Source organism: Rhodovulum sp. MB263, from assembly GCF_002073975.1.
GTDB lineage: Bacteria > Pseudomonadota > Alphaproteobacteria > Rhodobacterales > Rhodobacteraceae > Rhodovulum.
This window is the reverse complement of sequence record NZ_CP020384.1, coordinates 661030-681143: the sequence shown is the minus strand read 5'-3', so window position 1 is coordinate 681143 and position 20114 is coordinate 661030. Positions and strand designations below refer to the sequence as shown.

The 20114-nt window shown below is 66.9% G+C and carries 20 protein-coding genes; 12 read left to right on the top strand and 8 right to left on the bottom strand.

Translation table 11 applies throughout. The features are described 5' to 3' along the window. The first annotated feature begins 131 nt into the window (after positions 1–131). Positions 132–1064, top strand: a complete 933-nt coding sequence (locus tag B5V46_RS03315; RefSeq protein WP_080615268.1) for an HNH endonuclease — start codon at positions 132–134, stop codon at positions 1062–1064. 448 nt (positions 1065–1512) lie between these two features. Here the strand turns inward: B5V46_RS03315 and B5V46_RS03310 are convergent, their stop codons facing one another. Beyond that, the gene (locus B5V46_RS03310; RefSeq protein ID WP_080615267.1) at positions 1513–1854 is read right to left on the bottom strand and encodes a hypothetical protein; all 342 of its coding nucleotides are present in this window, start codon (positions 1852–1854) and stop codon (positions 1513–1515) included. Next, a complete protein-coding gene (dapD, locus tag B5V46_RS03305) occupies positions 1847–2674 on the bottom strand; it encodes a 2,3,4,5-tetrahydropyridine-2,6-dicarboxylate N-succinyltransferase (RefSeq protein WP_080615266.1) in 828 nt (275 codons plus the stop codon). The genes B5V46_RS03310 and dapD overlap by 8 nt, the downstream gene beginning before the upstream one ends. A 92-nt stretch (positions 2675–2766) precedes the next feature. Between dapD and B5V46_RS03300 the strand changes: the two genes are divergently transcribed. Further along, entirely contained in the window at positions 2767–3585 is an 819-nt protein-coding gene (locus B5V46_RS03300) for an LOG family protein (protein WP_080615265.1), read from the top strand. Here B5V46_RS03300 and B5V46_RS03295 read toward each other — a convergent pair. After that, positions 3582–4502, bottom strand: a complete 921-nt coding sequence (locus B5V46_RS03295) for a DMT family transporter (protein WP_231119210.1) — start codon at positions 4500–4502, stop codon at positions 3582–3584. The genes B5V46_RS03300 and B5V46_RS03295 overlap by 4 nt on opposite strands. Positions 4503–4607: 105 nt before the next feature. Next, entirely contained in the window at positions 4608–5831 is a 1224-nt protein-coding gene (gene rlmN / locus B5V46_RS03290; protein ID WP_080615264.1) for a 23S rRNA (adenine(2503)-C(2))-methyltransferase RlmN, read from the bottom strand. Between the two features lie 203 nt (positions 5832–6034). Here rlmN and B5V46_RS03285 point away from each other — a divergent pair, with 203 nt between their 5' ends. Continuing rightward, positions 6035–7006 (top strand): VPLPA-CTERM sorting domain-containing protein, encoded by a 972-nt coding sequence (locus B5V46_RS03285; RefSeq protein WP_080615263.1) that lies wholly within the window; start codon positions 6035–6037, stop codon positions 7004–7006. A 60-nt stretch (positions 7007–7066) separates the two neighbouring features. Here the strand turns inward: B5V46_RS03285 and B5V46_RS03280 are convergent, their stop codons facing one another. Further along, on the bottom strand, positions 7067–7600 hold the full coding sequence (locus B5V46_RS03280; RefSeq protein WP_080615262.1) for an invasion associated locus B family protein: 534 nt from the start codon (positions 7598–7600) through the stop codon (positions 7067–7069). Between the two features lie 165 nt (positions 7601–7765). On the opposite strand from B5V46_RS03280, the gene B5V46_RS03275 reads away from it, so the two are divergent. From B5V46_RS03275 to B5V46_RS03265, 3 genes are all read left to right on the top strand, one after another. Next, positions 7766–8761 carry an asparaginase gene (locus B5V46_RS03275; RefSeq protein ID WP_080615261.1) on the top strand — a complete coding sequence of 332 codons (996 nt, stop codon included), beginning with the start codon at positions 7766–7768 and terminating at the stop codon, positions 8759–8761. A gap of 66 nt (positions 8762–8827) precedes the next feature. Beyond that, complete coding sequence (locus tag B5V46_RS03270) at positions 8828–10102, top strand: aspartate aminotransferase family protein (protein WP_080615260.1); 1275 nt, start codon at positions 8828–8830, stop codon at positions 10100–10102. After that, the gene (locus B5V46_RS03265; protein ID WP_080615259.1) at positions 10099–11085 is read left to right on the top strand and encodes a phosphotransferase enzyme family protein; all 987 of its coding nucleotides are present in this window, start codon (positions 10099–10101) and stop codon (positions 11083–11085) included. The genes B5V46_RS03270 and B5V46_RS03265 overlap by 4 nt, the downstream gene beginning before the upstream one ends. A gap of 137 nt (positions 11086–11222) precedes the next feature. Here the strand turns inward: B5V46_RS03265 and pncB are convergent, their stop codons facing one another. Both pncB and pncA read right to left on the bottom strand, forming a co-directional pair. After that, positions 11223–12515, bottom strand: a complete 1293-nt coding sequence (pncB, locus tag B5V46_RS03260) for a nicotinate phosphoribosyltransferase (RefSeq protein WP_080615258.1) — start codon at positions 12513–12515, stop codon at positions 11223–11225. Positions 12516–12518: 3 nt separating this feature from the next. Then, complete coding sequence (pncA, locus tag B5V46_RS03255; protein WP_080615257.1) at positions 12519–13127, bottom strand: bifunctional nicotinamidase/pyrazinamidase; 609 nt, start codon at positions 13125–13127, stop codon at positions 12519–12521. Positions 13128–13358: 231 nt separating this feature from the next. On the opposite strand from pncA, the gene B5V46_RS03250 reads away from it, so the two are divergent. From B5V46_RS03250 to rpsO, 3 genes are all read left to right on the top strand, one after another. Next, positions 13359–14045 carry a hypothetical protein gene (locus tag B5V46_RS03250; protein WP_080615256.1) on the top strand — a complete coding sequence of 229 codons (687 nt, stop codon included), beginning with the start codon at positions 13359–13361 and terminating at the stop codon, positions 14043–14045. 331 nt (positions 14046–14376) lie between these two features. Then, positions 14377–15018: a hypothetical protein gene (locus B5V46_RS03245; RefSeq protein ID WP_155773912.1), complete on the top strand. Its 642-nt coding sequence runs from the start codon at positions 14377–14379 to the stop codon at positions 15016–15018. Between the two features lie 190 nt (positions 15019–15208). Beyond that, a complete protein-coding gene (gene rpsO, locus B5V46_RS03240) occupies positions 15209–15478 on the top strand; it encodes a 30S ribosomal protein S15 (protein ID WP_080615254.1) in 270 nt (89 codons plus the stop codon). A gap of 95 nt (positions 15479–15573) precedes the next feature. Here the strand turns inward: rpsO and B5V46_RS03235 are convergent, their stop codons facing one another. Continuing rightward, on the bottom strand, positions 15574–16032 hold the full coding sequence (locus B5V46_RS03235) for a hypothetical protein (protein ID WP_080615253.1): 459 nt from the start codon (positions 16030–16032) through the stop codon (positions 15574–15576). 348 nt (positions 16033–16380) lie between these two features. Here B5V46_RS03235 and pnp point away from each other — a divergent pair, with 348 nt between their 5' ends. From pnp to B5V46_RS03220, 3 genes are all read left to right on the top strand, one after another. Further along, positions 16381–18516 (top strand): polyribonucleotide nucleotidyltransferase, encoded by a 2136-nt coding sequence (gene pnp / locus B5V46_RS03230; RefSeq protein WP_080615252.1) that lies wholly within the window; start codon positions 16381–16383, stop codon positions 18514–18516. Between the two features lie 503 nt (positions 18517–19019). Continuing rightward, complete coding sequence (locus B5V46_RS03225; protein WP_080615251.1) at positions 19020–19475, top strand: GAF domain-containing protein; 456 nt, start codon at positions 19020–19022, stop codon at positions 19473–19475. Beyond that, positions 19472–20080, top strand: a complete 609-nt coding sequence (locus B5V46_RS03220; protein ID WP_080615250.1) for a LysE family translocator — start codon at positions 19472–19474, stop codon at positions 20078–20080. The genes B5V46_RS03225 and B5V46_RS03220 overlap by 4 nt, the downstream gene beginning before the upstream one ends. Positions 20081–20114: the final 34 nt, after the last annotated feature.

Sequence of the window (20114 nt, the reverse complement as noted above, 5' to 3'; positions counted from 1 at the left end):
GCTTGCGGCCGATGCGCCCTTCCGGACCGAAGCCTCTAGATGGAGTGCATCCCAGACGCCGGGCATGAGGTGCGGACGCGTTTGGTGCGGAAAATCCTTGCGTCCTGCCCGGCAACGCCTTTCCTGGGCGCATGGTGAAGCTGGTCCTCCTTCATAAAGCCGACTCGATCTACGAGGACGAACCCGATATTGTCTACGATTTCCCAAGGCCCTACCTGAAGGCCGTCGAGGAAGCGGTCGGGGACTGGATTGTCTATTACGAGCCGGTCAAGGCCGGACCGCGCGGTTACTTCGCGGTGGCGAAGATCGGGCGCGTGATCCCGAAGCCCGGCGCCGAGGGCCGGTTCCTCGCGATGATCGCGCCTGGCAGCTTCCTTCCGTTCGACCGGGAGGTGCCGCGTCTGTTGAATGGCCGGCCGATGGAAGCCGCGCTGACCGACCCCGACGGGAGGCCGAAGAAAGGTGGTGCGCAGCAGCTCGCCGTGCGGCGGCTGGCCGAGGCGGATTTCGCGCGCATCGTCGATCTCGGACTGCCGCCGCAGCTCGAGCGGATCGAGGCGACGCGTTACGACCCGCAGCCGGCAGAGCTGGCCGAGGATGCCGGACTTTTCGAGCGCCCGGTGCTCGAGCGGCTGACGCGGAGGCCCTATCGCGACGTCGCTTTCCGCCGGAAAGTCCGCGCGGCCTACGGCTACCGATGCGCCATGTCCGGCCTGATGCTGCGGAACGGCGGCGGACGGCCCGAGGTTCAGGCGGCGCATATCCGGCCTGTCGAGAGACAGGGCAGCGACTCGGTGCGCAACGGGCTGGCGCTGTCGGGCACGTTGCACTGGATGTTCGACCGGGGCCTGATCTCGGTGGCAGAGGATTGCGAGACGATCCTCGTTTCGCACAACAAGGTCCCCGGCGACGTGTCGCGACGGTTGCTGGCGCCTGGCGGCAAGCTCGTCAGGCCCGAGGACGCGAGGAACGCGCCGCATCCGGAGAACCTGCGCTGGCATCGGGAAAACGTCTTCGGCCGCGGTTTGCCCGACGGACCGGCTCCATGGGAGGACCGCGCCTGAGGGGCAGTTCCGTAACGGGCCCCGGCGCCCGGCCAGATTGACGGTGCAGAGGCGATGCGACACGATCTTCTTCGCGCTCGCCCTCCTGCGAGACGAAATGGGCCCAGTTCTTGCCGCCGATGAGCCGCTCGTTCAGATGCGAGCGCGACCGCTCCATATCGCCCACGTCTCTGCCCTCGCGATGCGCCTCAAAGCCCCGCCTTTTCGCCGGCCAGGCGAACACGCATCTGTCGGCGTCAGGTGGACGCGTCACGCGGACGCCGGCCCCGCGCGCAGAGAATGGCCCGGAAAGAGTGCGGCAGATCTCGCCACGCTGCGGGTCACAGCCGACATCAGCCCCCAGCCAAATCATCGGCACATAAAGATAATCAACGGTCGAGCCGGGGGCGCTGCCCCCCGGACCCCCGGGGTATTTCGGCCAAGAAGAAGGATACCTGGGCGGCCGGGCTCAGGCGCTTTCGTCTTCGCCGAAGAAGGGATCCATCTGGGCGACGATGACCGCGTTCTCGGCCAGCGCGCGGGCCATCAGAGCCTCTTCCTCGGGGTCGATCTCATGACCCTGGGCGCGGCGTTCGGTCAGGGTGCCGTAGCCGGTCACGTCGAGCGGCGCGAGGCCTGCCTGTTTCAGCACGGCCACGGTCTCGCGCACGGCTTCGGGTTCGTCGACGCCCGAGGCGTAGCACATCAGCCCCGCCCCGGTAGCACCCTCGGGCAGGCCGTCATCGGGCTTGCGCCCGACCTCGACCAGCAGGGTGTAGACCTGCTGGCGGCGGCTGGGTTTCTCAGTCACGCAGCAGCTCGTTGATACCGGTCTTGGACCGGGTTTGCGCATCGACGCGTTTCACGATCACCGCGCAATAGAGGCTGACGCCGCCCTTCGAGGGCATCGAGCCCGCGACCACCACCGAATAGGGCGGCACCTCGCCATACATGACCTCGCCGGTCTCGCGGTCGACGATCTTGGTCGACTTGCCGATGAAGACGCCCATGCCGAGGACCGAGCCCTCGCGCACGATGCAGCCCTCGACCACTTCCGAACGGGCACCGATGAAGCAGTTATCCTCGATGATGGTGGGGCCGGCCTGCATCGGTTCGAGCACGCCGCCGATCCCGACGCCGCCCGAGAGGTGCACGCCACGGCCGATCTGGGCGCAGGAGCCGACGGTGGCCCAGGTATCGACCATGGTGCCCTCGTCGACATAGGCCCCGAGATTGACGAAGGAGGGCATCAAGACCACGCCCGGCGCGATATAGGCCGATTTGCGCACGACGCAGTTCGGCACCGCGCGAAAGCCTGCGGCGCGCCAGTCTGCCTGACCCCAGCCCTTGAACTTGCTGTCGACCTTGTCCCACCAGCCGCCATCCTGCGGGCCGCCCTCGTGATGCTCCATGTCCTTGATCCGGAAGCCCAGAAGCACTGCCTTCTTGGCCCATTGGTTGACATGCCAGTCGCCCGAGGCCTGCCTTTCGGCAACGCGCAGCGTCCCCTTGTCCAGCGCCTCCAGCGTGGCCTCGATGGCGTCGCGGGTCTCGCCCCGGGTGGCGGGCGTGATCGTGTCACGAGCCTCCCAGGCGGCCTCGATGGCCGTTTCGAGCTGGGCGTTGGACATGGGGGTAACCTCCCGTCAAAAGGTTTCTGGTCTCGTTGGCGGTCAGGCTATAGACGCTAGTTGCTCAACGCGCAATCCAAGCGAGATCCCCCATGCATGACGACGCCCGCCGCCCGCTCCGCGACGCCTTCCGCGATATCGAGAGCGCGCGGGAAACCCCCGACACACCGCAGACAGCCTCGCCCTCCTACCGGCTGGCCTTCGCCGACCCTGATTTCCTGTGCCGGGACGAGATGCGGCCGGTCAGGGTTCAGCTCGAGCTGCTGAAGCCCGATATCCTGATGCGCGAATACGGCATCGAAAGTACCATCGTGCTGTTCGGGGGCGCCCGCATCCCGGAACCCTCACAGCGCCACACCGCCCGGACCGAGACCCTGGCGGAGCTGTCGAAATATTATGACGAGGCCCGGGAATTCGCCCGGCTGATGACGCTGAAGGGGCAACAGGGCAAGCGGCTCGATCATGTCATCGCGACCGGCGGCGGGCCGGGGGTGATGGAGGCCGGAAACCGCGGCGCGGCCGATGCGGGCGGCGTGTCGATCGGGCTGAACATCGTGCTGCCGCATGAGCAGATGCCGAATGCCTATGTGACGCCCGAGCTCTGCTTCGACTTCCACTATTTCGCGATGCGCAAGATGCATTTCCTGCTGCGAGCCTCGGCCATCGCGATCTTCCCCGGCGGGTTCGGCACGCTGGACGAGATGTTCGAGGCGCTGACGCTGATCCAGACCCACCGAATGGACCCCGTGCCGTTTCTGCTGTTCGGCCGCGACTTCTGGGAGACGGTGATCAACTGGAAGGCGCTGGCCGAGGCCGGAACCATCAGCCGCGAGGATCTCGAGCTGTTTTCCTTCGTGGAAACCGCCGAAGAGGCCGTCGCGATCATCGAGGCCTGGACCCCGCCGCGCTAGCGCCGGAAGATCCGGCCGTCGACCGCCGCGAGGCCCAGCGCGATGCAGGCCATTCCGGCGCAATCGGTGGGGGCCAGCCGCTCGCCCAGCACCAGCCCGCCCAGCAGGACCGCCGAGACCGGGATCAGGAAGGTAACCAGCGACAGGCTGGTGGCCCCGGCGCGGGCGAGGATGCGGAAATACAGAAGATAAGCCAGCGCGGTCGACAGCACCGCCAGGCCCAGCACCGCGGCGCAGATGGCCGCACCGGGCATCGGCAGCGTCCAGGGCCGGTCGGCGATCAGCATCGCCGGGCTCAGCAAAAGCGTCGCGGCGCCGACCTGGCCTGCCGCCGTGACCAGCGGATCGCCCCCCATCCGGCGGAACCGCCGCCCGAAGACCGCCGCGCAGGCATAGGACAGCGCCCCGCCCAGCACCGCCAGCTGGGCCAGTGCATTCGTCCCGAGCCCTGCCAGCGCGTCGGGGCCGATCATCACGGCCACACCGGCCAGCCCGGCCGCGACCCCGCAAAGCTTCAGCCCGCCCGGCCTCTCATCGGTCAGCAGAAGACACGCCACCACCACGGTGAAAAGCGGCGTGGTTGCGTTAAGGATCGAGGCCAGCCCCGAGGCGATGCTGTGCTGTCCGGCCACGATCAGGCTGAACGGGATGACATTGTTCAGAAGCCCCATGCCGAGAAAGGCAGGCCAGACCCGGGGCGCGCGCGGCAGCACCCGTCCGGTTGCCGCGACCGCGCCCCACAGCACCAGTGCGGCCAGCGCCACGCGCAGCCAGACCAGCGTCAGGGTCGGCAGCTCGGCCACGGCGATGCCAACGAAAAGGAAAGACCCGCCCCACAGCACCGACAAGGCCAGAAGCATCGCCCATTCCGTCCGCCCCATGGTCAGGCGCTCTGCCGGCTCCGCGCTGGATGTCATCCCCTGCCCTCCTGCCGCTTTTCCGCAAACTGGCGCGGCAGGACCGGGCGCGCGCCCCGAAAGCTGCGGAAACCTACGACACGCGCAGACCCTCAGATCACGCGGTCAGTGGACGTCGGGGGCGTCGGGGCGGCGGACGATGCGTTCGGGCTCGGGCAGGCCGGCTTCGGCCGCGATCTGGAAGCGGTTCTTGCGGGCGCGTTCGGTCGCCGATTTCAGCTGGCCGCAGGCGGCCATGATATCCTCGCCCCGCGGCGTCCGGATCGGGCTGGCATAGCCCGCCTTGTAGACGATGTTGGCAAAGGCCTCGATCCGGTCCCAGTCAGAGCGCTGATAGGGCGCGCCGGGCCATTCGTTGAACGGGATCAGGTTGATCTTGGCCGGAATGCCGGAAATCAGTTTGACCAGCCGGCGGGCATCGGCATCGCTGTCATTCACGCCCTTCAGCATCACATATTCAAAGGTGATCCGCTCGGAATTCGAGAGCTTCGGATAGGCCCGGAGCGCGTCGAAAAGCTGGGCGATCGGGTATTTGCGGTTGATCGGCACGATCTTGTTGCGCAGCTCGTCGGTGGTGGCGTGCAGGCTGATCGCCAGCATGCAGCCGATCTCGTTGCCGGTGCGCGCGATTTCCGGCACCACACCCGAGGTCGAGAGCGTGATCCGGCGCCGCGAGAGGGAAATCCCCTCGCCATCCATCGCGATCAGCATCGCGTCGCGCACCGCCTCGAAATTGTAAAGCGGCTCGCCCATGCCCATCAGCACGAGGTTCGAAATCAGCCGGGTCTCGTCCTTGGGATGGCGCCCGGGTTTCGGCCATTCGCCCAGATCGTCGCGCGCCAGCATGACCTGGCCCACGATCTCGGCCGCGGTGAGGTTGCGCACCAGCCGCTGGGTGCCGGTGTGGCAAAAGGTGCAGGTCAGGGTGCAGCCCACCTGCGACGAGATGCAGAGCGTGCCGCGCCCGTCCTCGGGAATGTAGACCACCTCGACCTCATGGCCGCCCGCGATCCGCACCAGGTATTTGCGGGTGCCATCGGCCGAGACCGAACGGGTGACGATCTCGGGCAGCTCGATGACGAAACGGGCTTTCAGGAGGGCGCGGTACTCCTTGGCCAGGTTGGTCATGGCGTCGAAGTCGCGCACGCCCTTCTGGTAGATCCACTGCCAGAGCTGGTTGACACGCATCCTGGCCTGCGCCTCGGGCGTGCCGGCGGCGATCAGCGCCTCGAGCAGGCGCGGGCGGGTCAGCCCGACCAGATTGATCCGGTCGGTTTCCGGCAGCTTGCGGGGCAGCGTCAGCACATCCTGGACGATGGGCGCGGACATCGGAGGACTCCTGTTCGGGAACTGGCAGCCCTTACCAGAGTCGCGCCCGTTTTGAAAGGGTCGAGCGCAGGCAGGCTTCCCTGCGCGTCGGCGCGGCCGCGACGCGGGCACTTATTACAAAAACGTTACCGGGCTGTCATCCCCCCCGCCTAAACGCGGGCAGCGCCCTGACGCGGGGCAGGATTCATAGTTTGGAGAGACGAATGCGTCTTCTGTTCACCACTGCCGCCGGCATTCTGGCGGCCGGCTCGGTTCATGCCGCAAGCTGGACCCTTGCCAGCCATGCCGATTACGCCTTCCTCGACGAGAACCAGACCGGGCTTCAGATGACGCAGGGCATCGCCTGGAATGCCGGGGCCAATGAATGGGTCACCTCCTGGCAATTCGGCCTGGCCCGTTTCACCGAGGACTGGCAGCTCATCGAGGCCAGCGGCCGGTTCGATCCTGCAACCGGGCAGATCGTCAGCGGCATTCCCGCGGCGCTGGCCGATCGGGGATTCGACCATATCGGCGATTTCGAGATCAGGGACGGGATCGTCCACGTGCCGCTCGACAGCGCCGAGGACCATTACCGGAACGGTCATGTGGCACTCTTCGATGCCGCGACCCTGTCCTATACCGGCACGCTTCACGAGATGATGGGCGATCCGACCAACCGGCGCGACGATGTCGCCAGCTGGACCGCGATCGACCACGAGACCGGGCTGGGCTATGGCAAGGAATGGGCGCTTGGCGATACGCTCAACGTCTATGACGTGACCGACTGGAGCTATCTCGGCACGCTGCAGATGGATCAGGAGCTGAAACGCGTCCAGGGCGCCAAGGTTCTGGACGGGATGATGTACCTTTCCACCGATATCGACACGAAATCCGTCTACAGCCTCGATCTGGCGAACGGCCATGTCGAGGAGCTGTTCCGGCTCCCGGTCTTCGAGGGCGATATCCGGTTCGAAACCGAGGGGCTTGCCCTGCGCGAACTCGCCGATGGCAGCCTCGAGATGTTTGTCGAGATGGTGATCGACCCGGAGGCAGAGGACGGCCCGCTCGACGCCTATACACGCCTCTACCGCTACGTCCTTGAGAACGACCCGGCCCCGGTGCCGGTCCCGGCCACGCTGCCGCTGGTGCTGTCCGGGCTCGCGGCCTTCGGCCTCATCCGTCGCCGCCGGGCCTGAAACGCGACCGCCAGGGCATCCGTGCGATGCCCTGGCGACCGTCTCCCGGCACCGGCCGGATCAGTTGGCCGAGCAGCGGCGCGCCGCCTCGTCCATCGCCGCGGTGAAGCCGTAAAGCGAGAAGGTGTCGGTGGTCTTGGTCCCGCGCGAGGACATCCCCACCACCTCGGCCTCGGCACCGCGCTTCATCGCCTCGATGATCTTCGCGTCATCCGCCTTCGAGGCCGGCCAGGCCCATTCGCCTTCGGTGAAAAGGTCGAACTTGCTGTCGCCCACGCTCAGCGCCACGGTCGAGCCCGACTTGAACGGATAGCCGCCCGAGAAGGACACCTCGCCCTTGATGCCGTCGCCGGGACGGAAGGTCACGAACAGCAGGATCTCGCCGCGCCGGGCCGACACGACCTGGCCGCCACGGGTATTGACGGTCTTCTTCGGTGGCGACACGCTCCAGCATTCGGTGGGATTGGTCTCGACGAACACGTTCCAGTCGGTCTTGACCGCCACGTTGTTGGTCGATTCCTCCTGCGCATGCGCCGCTGTCACCGCCAACGCCAAAGCGCCGCCCGCGATGGCCGCTCTGAAAAGGGATGTCATCGTCTTACAGCCTCCAGCTGTCTTTGCCTCTCGGCCCGCCTTTATGGGGAAGCGTTTCCGGTGGCGCGGCAGGTCCGAACTCGATATGCGCAGCCTAGCCCAGCCACGCGCGGATGTGAAAGTCTTCATGGCACAAAGTCAACCGGACTTGAAGGGGAGCAGGACATGACGGCGGCCGTGGACATGGTCGAGGTGCTGCGCGGCGGGATGGTGGAATCGCGCCATCGCGGCCACGCGGCGATCTGTGACGGCACCGGGCTCGTTGCCGCCTGGGGCGATCCCGGGGCGCTGATCCTGCCGCGCTCCTCCTGCAAGATGCTGCAGGCCCTGCCGCTGGTCGAAAGCGGCGCGGCCGATGCCGCCGGGCTCGGGCCCGAACAGCTGGCGCTGGCCTGCGCCTCGCATCAGGGCGCGCCGCTGCATGTCGCGAAGGTCGCGGCCTGGCTGGCGGAAACCGGCCGATCCGAGGCCGATCTGCTGTGCGGCGTGCAGCCCACGCGCGACCGGAGCGAACGCGCGCGGATGATCCGCGCGGGCGAGAGCGCCTGCCAGCTTCACAACAACTGTTCGGGCAAGCATGCGGGCTTTCTGACCCTTGCCCGGCATCTGGGCGCGGGACCCGATTACATCGACCCCGACCACCCGGTGCAACGCGCGGTGCGCGCGGCCTTCGAGGAGATCACCGGGATGACGAGCCCGGGCTTCGGCATCGACGGCTGTTCGGCGCCGAATTTCGCCACCACCGTCACCGGGCTTGCCCGCGCGATGGCAGCCTTCGCCGCCGCCCGCCCCGATGCGGGCGACGCACGCGCCCGCGCCGCCGGCCGGCTGAGCGAGGCGATGCGGCGCCATCCCGATCTGGTCGCGGGCGAGGGCCGGGCCTGCACCGAGCTGATGCGCGCGATGGAGGGCCGGGTCGCGGTCAAGACCGGGGCCGAGGGCGTCTTCGTGGCCTTCCTGCCCGGGCGCGGCCTTGGCGTCGCGCTCAAGATCGAGGACGGCGCCACCCGCGCCGCCGAGGCCGCCATTGCCGGGCTTCTGGTCCATCTGGGGGCGCTCGACCCGGCCCATCCGGCCGCCCGCAAGCGGATGCTCGGCCCGATCGTCAACTGGCGCGGCATCGAGACCGGCCAGATGCGGCTGGCACCGGGCTTCGCCTGAACTGGGCCTTGCATGCGCCCCGCCACTGCGCTCTGATTGGGACGCAGACGTCCGAGGTGCCCTTTCATGACCGACCCCCTGATCGAGCGGCGCGCACGCCTGCTGGGCCCGAACGTGCCGACCTTCTACGACGAGCCCGTCCATATCGTCCGCGGCGAGGGGGTATGGCTCTGGGATGCCGCCGGACGGCGCTATCTCGACGCCTATAACAACGTCCCCCATGTCGGCCATTGCCACCCGAAGGTGGCCGAAGCCATCGCTGCCCAGGCCGCACGGCTGAACACCCATACCCGCTACCTGCACGAGACCATCCTCGATTATGTCGAGCGGCTGACGGCGACCCTCGGCCATGACCTGAGCCAGGCGGTGATGGTCTGCACCGGGTCCGAGGCCAATGACGTCGCGCTTCGCATGGCCCAGGCGGCGACCGGAAAGACCGGGCTGATCGCGACCGACAACACCTATCACGGCAATACCGCCGCGGTCAGCGCGCTCTCGACCCGGCGCCCGCCGATCGGCGGCTACCCGCCCCATGTGCGGCTGGTACCCGCCCCCGACAGCCTCGCCCCGCTTGGCGGCAGCGCCGAGGCCCAGCCCGAAGCCTTCGCCGCCAATGTCGCCCGAGCCATCGCCGAACTGGAAGAGGCAGGCCACGGCTTTGCAGGCTTCATGCTGTGCCCGTTCTTCGCCAATGAGGGCTTCCCGACGCTGGCCCCGGGCTTTCTCGATCCCACCGTCGAGGTGGTGCGGCAGGCGGGCGGGCTCATCCTCGCCGACGAGGTGCAGCCGGGCTTCGGACGGCTCGGCACCGCCTTCTGGGGCCATGAGGTTCTGGGCTTCGCGCCCGATGTCGTCACGCTCGGCAAGCCGATGGCCAATGGCCACCCGGTCGGCGCCGCCGTGACCCGCCCCGGGATCATGGCCGCCTTCCGCGGCGCCTTCGGCTATTTCAACACCTTCGGCGGCAACCCGGTCTCGATGGCCGCGGCGCTGGCGACCCTCGAGGTGATCGAGGAGGAGGGCCTGATGGAAAATGCCCGCGCGGTCGGCGCCTACGCGCTCGAACGTCTCTCGGCGCTCCGCCATCCCTGGCTGGCCGAGACCCGCGGCCGGGGGCTTTTCTTCGGCGCCGAATTCATCGACGAGACCGGTGCGCCCGCCACCGAATTCGCCATCCGGCTGGTCGAGGGGCTCCGCGCCGAGGGCATCCTCACGGGCCGGATCGGGCGCGCCATGAACACGCTCAAGTTCCGCCCGCCGATGCCGTTTTCGCGCGAGCATGCCGATCTCGCGCTCGATAGTCTCGAGCGTGTCCTGGCCCGAACGGAGGTGCCGCGATGACCGAGGCCGAAACCCTGTGCCTGGCCGAAGAGGCCGCCACCCATTGGGAGGGCTGCGCCGCGCCAAGGCTTCTGTCCCATCGCGAGAACGCGGTCTTCGCCGTCGCCCTGCCCGACGGACGCCGCGGCGTGCTGCGGCTGCACCGGCGCGGCTATCAGAGCGCCGATGCGATCCGCTCGGAACTGTGGTGGATGCAGGCGCTGGCCGAAGCCGGGGTGGCGGTGCCCTGCCCCGAAGCCACGCGTGACGGCGCGCTGCTCGCCCATCTCGAGGATGGCCGCGTCGCCTCGGTCCTGAGCTGGGTCGCGGGCACTCCGCTGTCCTCCGGCGCCCGGCCGCTCGAGGGCGGTGCCACCGCGCAACTGCGCCGCTTCGCGGAGCTCGGACAGGCGATCGGCAAGCTGCATGTGACCACCGACCGGCTGACCCTGCCGCAGGGCTTTTCCCGCCCGCATTGGGACATTGACGGGCTGCTCGGCCCCGCGCCGTTCTGGGGCCGGTTCTGGGACCATCCCGCTGCCAGCGAAGCCGAGGCGATCCTGCTTCAGGAAGCCCGGCGCTTTGCCCGTGAAAGACTGTCGGCCTATTCCGCCGCGGGCGGAGATCACGGGCTGATCCATGCCGATCTGATGCGCGAGAACGTGCTTTTCGACGGGCCCCGCGCCCATCTGATCGATTTCGACGATTGCGGCTTCGGCTTCCGGCTCTACGACCTCGGCACTGCGCTCGTGCCCAATCTGGAAGAGCCCGGGCTCGATGCCATCGCAACCGGCCTGCTCGAAGGCTATGCCACCGAACGCGGGCTGAACGATGCCGATCTGGCGATGCTGCCGGTCTTCGTCATGATGCGCACACTGGCCTCGGTCGGCTGGACCATGCCCCGGCTCACGCCCGACGACCCGCGCATCCGCGCCTATCTGAACCGCGCGATCCGGACCTCTCACGCGGTGATGGAAGGCCGTCCGCTGTTCCGGACGTTGTGAGCCGCCCAGACCGCACGCCCGCGGCCAATGGCGCGCCCTGGGTATTTAAGCCAAGAAGAAGCAGAGATACGCGCGCTCGTTCTTCTTGGTCCAAATACCCATGACGGGAGGCCTACCAAAGGCGGGCCGCCGGGATATCAGACCACGACCTCCATCGGCGCCTGCGCCCCGACGGCGAAGACCCGCTTGTAGCGTTCGATCTCGGCGGCGGGGCCCATCGCCTTGTTGGGATTGTCGCTGAGCTTGACGGTCGGCTGCCCGTTGGCGCTGACCGCCTTGCAGACCAGACTGAAGGGCGCCAGCGCGTCATCCGGCACGAGGCCGCGGAAATCATTGGTCAGCAGCGTGCCCCAGCCGAAACTGATCTTGGCCCGGCCCGCGAAGCGGTCATGCAGCTCGATGATCTTGTCGACATCGAGCCCGTCGGAAAAGATGATCAGCTTCTGGGTCGGGTCCTCGCCGCGCGCCTTCCACCAGCCGATGGCGGTCTCGGCGCCCTCGGCCGGATCGCCGGAATCGATCCGGATACCGGTCCAGCCCGCAAGCCAGTCGGGCGCATTCTCCAGAAAGCCGCGGGTTCCGAACGTGTCGGGCAGCATGATCCTGAGATTGCCGTCATGCTCCTCGTGCCAGTCCGCCAGCACCTTGTAGGGGGCCCGGGCCAGCTCGGCATCGGTCTTCGACAGCGCCGCCTGCACCATCGGCAACTCATGCGCGTTGGTGCCGATCGCCTCGATGTCATGGCGCATCGCGATCAGGCAGTTCGAGGTACCGGTGAAGCGGTCGCCCAGCCCCTCGATCATCGCCTGCACGCACCAGTCCTGCCACAGGAAGGAATGCCGGCGCCGCGTGCCGAAATCGGCGAGCTTCAGCCCGTCGAGCCCGCGCAGCCTTTCGATCTTTTCCCAGAGCTTGGTCATGGCCCGGGCATAGAGGACCTGCAGCTCGAACTTGCCCAGCCGCGCAAGCACCGCGCGCGAGCGCAGCTCCATCAGCACCGCCAGAGCCGGGATTTCCCACATCATGACATCGGCCCAGCGCCCCTCGAAGGTCAGCTCGTACTGGCCGTTGCGCTTTTCCAGCGTGTAGGGCGGCAGCCGCAGCCCCTCGAACCACTCCATGAAGTCGGGGCGGAACATCTGGCGCTTGCCATAGAAGGTGTTGCCCCGAAGCCAGGTCGACTCGCCGCGGGTCAGCCGCAGCGTGCGGATATGGTCGAGCTGCTGGCGCAACTCGCCTTCGTCGATCAGCTCGGCCAGCCGGATGTCGGTCGTGCGGTTGATCAGCGAGAAGCGGACCTGGGTCTCGGGATGGTTCCGATAGACCGACTGGCACATCAGGAGCTTGTAGAAGTCGGTATCCAGCAGCGACCGCACGATCGGGTCGATCTTCCACTTGTGATTGTAGACCCGGGTCGCGATATCGGCCATCGGTCAGGGCTCCAGAACGATATTGGCGTCCAGCATCGTGGTCCGCGCATCCTCGAGCGAGCCGTTGAGGTCGATCCCCCGGCAGGCGCCTTCGAGCACGGTCACGGCATAGCCCAGACGGTTGGCATCGAGCGCCGAGTAGAGCACGCAGAAATCGGTGGCGAGCCCGACCAGGGTGATCTTCTCGATCCCCTTCGCGGCGAGGTAGTCGTCGAGCCCCGTCGGCGTCTCGTGATCGTTCTCGAAGAAGGCCGAATAGCTGTCGACAGCCGGATCGGAGCCTTTCCGGACGATGTGATCGGCCTTCGAGACGTCGAGATCGGGATGGAAGGCCGCCCCTGCGCTGTCCTGGACGCAATGCACCGGCCAGAGGATCTGCGATCCATAGGGCATCTCGACCACCTCATAGGGCTTGCAGCCCTCGCGGCTCTCGGCAAACGAGCTGTGATCGGCCGGGTGCCAGTCCTGGGTGAACACCCGCAGCTGGAACTCGTCCAGAAGGGCGTTGACGCGCGGAATGATATCTTCGCCGCCGGCAACGGCAAGCGCGCCGCCGGTGCAGAAGTCGTTCTGGATGTCGACGACGATCAGGGCTTCGTTCGCGGGTCGCATGAGCGTTCCTCCGGTCTCGGTCGATCAGGGGTTAAGGGGCTGGTCCCGTCAGGTCAATGCCCTGCTCTTGCCACAGTCCCGTTGCCTGCGGCCGCGCCCGGCCATGGCTCCCACTCGCGCCTGAAGCGTAGCAGGCGCGCCCCGCATCTGTCGATGGTTGCGGCCGCCGGCTGGACGCAAGCCCGGAGACGGTTAGATTTAAGCTGGTGACAAGCTTGCGGAGCCCTGCCGATGCTTCATCTCGTGACGCCGTCCACCGTGACCAACCGGGCCATCATGCGGATCCGGAAAGTGCCGCGCCAGTTGATCGGGCACGGCATGGGACTGTTGCCGCATGGCTCGTTCGGGCGCGGGATCTTCTGGCGCATGGCGACCGAGATCTCCTTCCTGCGCTATTGCGCCGCGCTGACGCCGTTTCCCGTGGCGATGCTGCTCTTTCCCGAGGCAGCGCTGCCGATCGGGCAGTTCCCCGCCTTCATGTTCCTCGTGGTCTATCTGGTCGAATCGCGGGTGCTGTCGGTCGACAATGCCGAACGCCGCCACCGGCTGATGCCCGAGGAAGAGGCCGAACGCGGCGCCGACATCGCCCGCGCCCGCGGGCGCCAGATCCTGACCCGGATCGCGGCACGGCGCGGCCTGCGCAGCGGCGACCTGCATCTGGTGATCGAACAGTCCTCGCTGGCGCGCATCCCGCCGATAACGCTGGTCTCGCTGCAAACCGCGACGCCCGAGCCGCAGATCCTCGAGCTGGACGAGGAGGAACGCCAGCTGATCCGCGACACCCTGTTCGACGCCGAGTTCACCGAAGAGCGGATGCATGTGACCAGCCTCGCGCTGGGCCGCTTCCTGCATGACGTGACGCTCGACGCCCGCAGCGTCTCGGCCCATGCAAGGCTCGAGGCACTGGCCACGGCGTGACGCCCCGCCTGCCCAACCGGCCTGGACGGACCGACGCCCCCGAAGCGCTGCCGATCCCCCCATTGCGGTTTCCCGATGCGCCATTCCGCAGGTCCGCCCCGCCTGCATGGCCTTTCGCGTCTGCTGTTCCGGCAGTGGCGGCGAAGAGGGGCGGTGACGACGGATGCCGCCCGGAAACAACGCCCTTCAGAAAGCGGTAACCACTTAACCTGAACGAGATAGCCGCCCGCCGGGCCCGGACATAGGCTGAATTCGGCGAGAACCGCCCGCAGGGCGTCGGTCGCCCTCTTGCAGCGGCGGGCCCCTAGAGACGGAGCGAAGGATGGTCACCATGGTAAGTCTTCTGGGTGTCATGGCTGTCGGCGCCGATCGCGGCGCGGGGGCCTTGCCTCATGGCGAAGACGGAGCCGGCGACAGGGCCGGGCCGGATCGAGCAACCGACGCCCTGATCGCGGTGATGGACCTTCACGCCGCCCTGGGTGAAACCGCGCCCGAAATCGACGGCATGTCGCGTGCCGACGAGTTGCTGTTCTCCTGGCTGTCCGGCGGCCCGGATATCGACGATCTGCCCCCCCTCCCCGATCATGCCGGGGATCTGCTGGCCGGAGATGACGGCCACGATCCGGCCCGGGCCGGGCCAACCGCGGGACCGCGCCTTGCCGAGGCTCTTCCCGGTGCCGGGACCGGGCTCTTCTCGGTGCAGGATCTGTTCGAGGACGGAACGCCCCTGCCCACGGTGATCGACGATTACGACCAGAGCACCGATGCGCTCTTCGTGGTCTATGACAGCGCCGCCCATCCCGCCCCGGTCCTGTTGATCGATGCGACCGAAGTCGGGGACGGGGACGCCTTGATCCGCATCGACGGACAGCCCTTGGCCATCGTCATCGGGGCCGGAGACACGTTGCGGCTCGGGCATCTGAGCCTGGTGCCCGATACCATGCTAGCGGAGGTATTGGCCGCCGGAGCGTGAACCGACCGCCCCGGGCCGAGGCGGACCGGGCCATGGGCGCCCGCATCGCGCGCCGCAGGTTCCGCTTTCAAAATCCGCGAGAATCCCCTATATGCCCGCATCCGTCCCGCGCTGGGGCGGCCTTTCTCCAAGGGCCCTGCTGGACGACATCCCGGCTTGCGCCATCACCTTCTCAGACAAGGAGACCCCGATGTCGATCACTGCCGAAGAAAAAACCCGCCTGATCAAGGAATTCGGATCGAAGGACGGCGACACCGGTTCGCCCGAAGTCCAGATCGCGATCCTGACCAGCCGGATCACCACGCTGACCGAGCATTTCAAGACCCACAAGAAGGACAACCATTCCCGCCGTGGTCTGCTCAAGCTCGTCGCCCAGCGCCGGAAGCTTCTGGACTATCTCAAAGGCAAGGAAGAGGCCCGCTATCAGGACCTCATCAAGCGCCTGGGCATCCGCCGCTAAGACCGGCGCATGGCCTGAAACGGAAACCGCGCCCCTCGGGACGCGGTTTTTTTCATGTGTTTTCTCATGTCCCGAGACGCGGTTGCCCGCCCGGGTCAGCTGGCCAGTGCAAGACCCGTCAAGGTGCCGTCATAGTTGAATTCGGCCGCGAAGGCATGGGTCATCGGCGTTTCGCGGAAGCCGAGATCGAGCACCACTACATTGTCGTCGCGGGTCCAGACCGAACTGAGATCGAGCGCGGTCCAGAGCGCCTCGGCATCGATCCCAGACGGCGCGGCATCGCCGAACATCGCCCGGAAGACCTCGGGCGCGTTCTCATGCAGCCATGACGGAACATTGGCCGCCACTTCCTCGTAATTGTCGAGGAAATGCTCGCGCGCCTTTTCGATATGCCGTGGCAGCCTGTCGAGAAACTGCGCCAGCGCGGCCATCGCCTCGCGATCCTTCAGCGTCGCCAGCGCATCCAGGCTGGCCGGACGCACGATCCCGGGGCCCACCGGCAGCGTGGCCTGGCCGTCTTCCAGCGAAATTGTGCCGAATGCTTTCGTTTCCATGGGGTTAACTCCTGTATGCTCGCGCGGATATGTCGATGGTCCCTGATTTGCGGCCAGCATCCATGAAAATTCGATCTGCTCCAGACCTGAACTGGGCATATCCGGGTTTCGGCCCGTGCAACCCGGCACGCAATTCACCAGGACGGTCAAAAGGCCGGGACTGCCCCTGTCCATTAACGACTTCGTCCTTTCCAAACGGCGCGATTTTCCTTATGCCGCACGCATCTGAGACGTTGTGCCCGGACCCCGGCACTCGCGAACGATAGGAGGGGTCGGCGGCAATGGGGCCGCCATTTCAAACGGGAGACCCGGGAGGGCCCGGGAGTGCTCCCTTGCAGGATACGCTGAATGTTCAACGTGACGACCAAATCGATGCAGTGGGGGGAAGAGACCCTCACGCTGGAGACGGGCAAGGTTGCCCGTCAGGCCGACGGGTCCGTGATCGCCACCCTGGGCGAAACGACGGTCATGGCAAACGTGACCTTCGCCAAGGAACAGAAGGAAGGGCAGGATTTCTTCCCGCTCACCGTCCATTACCAGGAAAAATACTATGCTGCGGGCAAGGTGCCCGGCGGCTTCTTCAAGCGCGAGGCGCGGCCGTCCGAAAAAGAGACGCTGACCGCCCGCCTGATCGACCGTCCGATCCGTCCGCTGTTCGTGCCCGGCTTCAAGAACGAAGTTCTGGTGATGTGCACCGTGCTGTCCCACGATCTGGTCAATGACCCGGACATCGTGGCGATGATCGCCGCCTCCGCCGCGCTGACCATCTCGGGCGTGCCCTTCATGGGCCCGATCGCCGGCTGCCGCGTCGGCTTCGTCGACGGCGAATACGTGCTGAACCCCGATGTCGACGACATGCAGGGGCTGCGCAACAACCCCGATCAGCGCCTCGACCTGGTGGTCGCCGGGACCCGCGATGCGGTGATGATGGTCGAATCCGAAGCTTACGAGCTGACCGAGGCCGAGATGCTGGGCGCGGTGACCTTCGCCCATGAGAACATCAAGCCGGTCTGCGACCTGATCGTCAGCCTGGCCGAAGCGGCCGCGAAGGAACCCTTCGACTTCACCCCTCCGGACTATTCGGCGCTGTACGACGCCGTGAAGGCCGCCGGCGAAGACAAGATGCGCGCCGCCTATGCCATCACCGACAAGCAGGCCCGCGTCGCCGCGGTGTCTGCCGCCAAGGACGAGATCAAGGCCACGCTGAGCGAAGAGCAGCTGGCAGATCCGAATCTCGGCTCTGCGATGAAGAAGCTGGAATCGACCGTGCTGCGCTCGGACGTGGTCAAGCATGGCCGCCGGATCGACGGCCGCGCGCTGACCCAGGTGCGCCCGATCGAATGCGAAGTGGGCCTTCTGCCCCGGACGCATGGCTCGGCGCTGTTCACCCGCGGCGAGACCCAGGGCCTGATCGTGACCACGCTGGGCACCGGTGATGACGAACAGATCATCGACGCCCTGCACGGCAACTTCCGCTCGAACTTCCTGCTGCATTACAACTTCCCGCCCTATTCGGTCGGCGAAGTCGGCCGCGTGGGCAGCCCCGGTCGCCGCGAGATCGGCCATGGCAAGCTGGCCTGGCGCGCGCTGCAAGCGGTTCTGCCCGCGCCCACCGACTTCCCCTACACGATCCGCCTGGTCTCCGAGATCACCGAATCGAACGGGTCCTCCTCGATGGCCACCGTCTGCGGCGGCTCGCTGTCGATGATGGATGCGGGCGTTCCGCTGAAAGCCCCGGTGGCCGGTGTGGCCATGGGTCTGGTGCTGGAAGAGGATGGCGAATTCGCGGTCCTGACCGACATCCTCGGCGACGAGGACCATCTCGGCGACATGGACTTCAAGGTCGCGGGCACCGAGAAGGGCATCACCTCGCTGCAGATGGACATCAAGGTGGCGGGCATCACGCCTGCGATCATGGAGAAAGCCCTGGCCCAGGCCAAGGACGGCCGGATGCACATCCTCGGCGAGATGGCCAAGGCACTGACCGAAGCCGGCGATTTCTCGGCCTATGCGCCGCGGATCGAGACCATGACCATTCCCACCGACAAGATCCGCGAAGTGATCGGCTCGGGCGGCAAGGTCATCCGCGAGATCGTGGAAGTGTCTGGCGCCAAGGTCGACATCAACGACGATGGCGTGATCAAGATCGCCTCGGCCAATGGCGATGCGATCAAGAAGGCCTATGACATGATCTACTCGATCGTGGCCGAGCCGGAAGAAGGCAAGATCTACAAGGGCACCGTCGTCAAGATCGTCGATTTCGGCGCCTTCGTGAACTTCTTCGGCAAGCGCGATGGCCTCGTCCATGTCAGCCAGATCGAGAACCGCCGCCTGAACCATCCTTCCGACGTGCTGAAGGAAGGCCAGGAGGTCTGGGTCAAGCTTCTGGGCTTCGACGATCGCGGCAAGGTGCGTCTGTCGATGAAATGCATCGACCAGGCCACCGGCGAGGAAGCCCCCAAGGAAAAGGAAGCCGACGAATAAGGGCTTCGGAATATCCGGAAGAAAGGGGCGCGGTCCGCGAGGGCCGCGCCTCTTTCCGTTTCCCCCGGACCGATGCCGGGCTTTCCGGCCCGGGCAGGATCGGGTTTTCCCGGCAATGCTCCGGCTGAACATCCTGACCCGGACCATGCCGACACGATCTGTTCAGGCCCTTTTCACGGCCCTTTTCACGGCGCGAGCCCCTGTCGGCGGGCATACCGGACGGATGCAGCGCAGATCTCCCGCCGGGCACGTCCTGCATGCCATCCCAGCCCTCCCGGAAAATCCCCGGATCACAGCCAGCATGATGCTCTCTGCGGGTATGGCCGCAGACGGGCGCCGGACCATGGCCTGCGCCGGATCACCGCCGCGATACGGAAGGCGTGGCGGAAAGGCCCCGGTCTGCTAAGAGAGGGGCCGGGCCCGAGGCAGAGGGGAGCGACGCGCCGCAGGCCAGAGAGGCAAGAGGATCGGCAAGGGGGCACCTGCCGGAGACGGAGAGAACAATGCGTATCGATTATGATGCCCTGTCGCAAACGCTTGCGGCGCTGACCGAAGGCGAGACCGACACGGTGGCGCTCATGGCGACCATGGCCTGCGAGCTGCACCATGCCGATGACCGCTTCGACTGGACCGGTTTTTACCGCAATGTCGGTGCCGAAATGCTTAAGATCGGACCCTATCAGGGCGGACATGGCTGCCTGACAATCCCGTTCTCGCGGGGCGTCTGCGGCGCGGCAGCCCGCAGCGGCGAGGTTCAGATCGTCGACGATGTCCTGGCCTTTCCGGGCCATATCGCCTGCGCTTCGTCCACCCGCTCGGAGATCGTGCTGCCGGTCCATGACAGGACGGGCGCGCTTCTGGGCGTGCTCGATATCGACAGCGACCGACCGGCCGCCTTCGACGCGACCGATGCCGACGGTCTGGCCCGGCTCCTGGCCCAGACCTTCGCGCGGCGATGAGCCTCGGGGCCTGGGCCGTCTTCGCACTGTTCTGGGCGCTCTTCGTCACCACGCCGGGCCCGAACGCGGTCAACTGCATCACCAATGGCATGACCCACGGGCTGCCGCGCGCGCTTTGGGGCGTGGCGGCGATCCTGACCCAGGCGGCGCTGTTCCTGACCCTGTCGGCGGCGGGCATCACCGCGCTGATCGCATCCAGCCCCACGGTCTTTGGCTGGGCCAAGCTTGTCGGCGCGGCCGTGCTGATCTGGCTCGGGCTGCGGGGCTGGCGCAATGCCGCCATCGCGGTTGCCCCGCGCCCCGCCTCGGGCGCCTCGATCTATGGCCGCGCCTTCCTGATCGCGACGGTAAATGCCAAAAGCGTCGCGGGCTACCTCGCCGCCTTCTCGCAATTCGTCGAACCGGGCGTGCCGATCGCCCGGCAGATGACCGCCATCGTGCCGACCGCACTGACGCTGACGGCGCTGTCCTACAGCACCTATACCGCGCTCGGCGCCTGGCTCGGCAGGCTCGCGCTCGGGGCGGTGATGAATACCCGGCTCCGGCAGGTGCTGGCGGCCTGCTTCATCCTGTACGGGCTCCTTCTTGGCGCATCGGCGCTTTGAACCGCCCGCCGCGCGGCCCCGGCCGACCACGCCC